At 40.8% G+C, this 1,936-nt stretch carries 1 protein-coding gene; it reads left to right on the forward strand.

The genetic code is table 11. The features are described from left to right. Positions 1-140: 140 nt before the first annotated feature. Positions 141-1,880 (forward strand): putative bifunctional diguanylate cyclase/phosphodiesterase, encoded by a 1,740-nt coding sequence (locus Q362_RS23245; protein ID WP_084312988.1) that lies wholly within the window; start codon positions 141-143, stop codon positions 1,878-1,880. Positions 1,881-1,936 lie beyond the last annotated feature (56 nt).

Raw genomic sequence — 1,936 nt, forward strand, 5'->3', positions numbered from 1 at the left:
GCGGTCCACGAGATCGGAGGCTTCTTTATTTTGCAGGATCCGTCAAACTTTGTGAGTCCCCCGGCAAAACCGGGGGTTTACCTAAGGGAAATTATCAAAATTTTCATTATTGAATTCTCTATCAGTAAAGGAAGAAACCAATGGAAAAAATACCAACATTCTTTTGGTTGGTTTGGTTGGAACGATACATGGATTGGACATATGAGCAGCACCGATCGACTAATACAATCGTAGTTTTCGGTTTGATTATTTTCGTTGGATTGATTTACTTTCTTGTCTACGTAACTGGTGGAAGCAAGTACGTTTATTTGCATTCAATGTATATTCCTATTCTTCTGTCAGGGTCAATTTATGGGATCAAAGGTGGGGCGTTAATTGCGCTTATCGGTGGTTTTGCATTAGGCCCATTGATGCCAGTTGATATAATAACAGGAGAACAGCAATCAGCTGTCAACTGGATATATCGTACAGGTTTCTTTATCCTTGCGGGTACCTTTAGTGGGATAGCGAGCACAATTGCGAAGCAATATATCTATCAATTAAGATGGATTACTTTACATGATGCGTTTACTGAGCTTCCAAACAGGAGAGCTTTATTAAAAAAAATATCAGAGGTAATAATCGATAATAATGGATCAGAATTACAAGGTTTATCAATTATATCCCTTGAAAATTCCTCTGAATTAAAAAGTACATTTGGGCCTGAAGTAATAGACGAGGCCATAAGACAGCTAGTTGATCGCATACAATCTACAAATATTTGTAAAAACATATATCAAACTGAAACAACCCTGATAGCATTGTTGATAAATTATAATAAATTTTATGACAAACAGTTCCAGAAAACTTCATTCGATACTTCTCGGCAGGCTATTTCCTATAGAGGTGTAACGCTTCATATTGATACAAGAATGGGAACTGTACAAATGTGTGAAAGGGCTCATTCGCCCGAAGACTATCTAAAACAAGCAGAAGTAGCCTTAGCCACAGCTCGACAGAAAGGGAAAGACAGCGCCGTGTATCAACCTGATCTTGTAATTATTGCTGAAAAGAACCTGGAACTTTTAGGCGAGCTGGAAGAAGCTGTCCGACAAAATCAACTTTCTCTCTATTATCAACCAAAAATAAATATATCTACAAACACTGTTCATGGTGCTGAAGCATTGTTACGGTGGAATCACCCCCAGCGAGGAAATATCCCTCCTGGTGCATTTATAACACGAGCAGAAGAAAGTACATTGATTCAGTCTATTACAGAATTTATTTTACGACGGGCAATGACGGTGATCAATAAGATGCGCCGGCAGAATATGTCGCTGCCTGTGGCTGTAAATATTTCTACGAGAAATCTTTCACAACCCGGTTTTGCAGATTTGGTGGCGCGTTTTCTTGATCAATATAATGTAAGTGGCAACGAATTGGAAATTGAAGTGACGGAAAGTGCTCTCATGATGGATGCCGATCACGCTATTTCGGAACTCAACAAACTGAATCAATTAAATATTCTTATAGCCATAGATGATTTCGGTACGGGATACTCCTCGCTTCAATACCTGCATCGGCTTCCTGTTTCAATCATTAAGGTGGATCAGTCATTTATCCGTAGATTGCACAACGAAAGACAAGCCATATCCATTGTGGAAGCAGCTGTGAGCATGGCGCATAGCCTAGGGATGAAAGTTGTCGCCGAAGGCGTGGAAACGAAAGAGATCTACGAGCTGCTTGGCAACATTGGCTGTGACATGGCGCAAGGTTTTTTGATTTCCCGCCCCTTGCCGGAAGATGCGTTTATACAGTGGTATAAAGGATGTGAGGGGAAATATGGTTCATCCGGCAAACGTGTACCTGGAGTTGGCAGGAGTTGTGGAAAAGTGACATGACATGAGCGATGTTGTCTGGTGACGAAACCCGACAACACAAAGGAGCTCAGCCATGT

It is taken from the genome of Desulfobulbus elongatus DSM 2908 (assembly GCF_000621145.1).
GTDB lineage: Bacteria > Desulfobacterota > Desulfobulbia > Desulfobulbales > Desulfobulbaceae > Desulfobulbus > Desulfobulbus elongatus.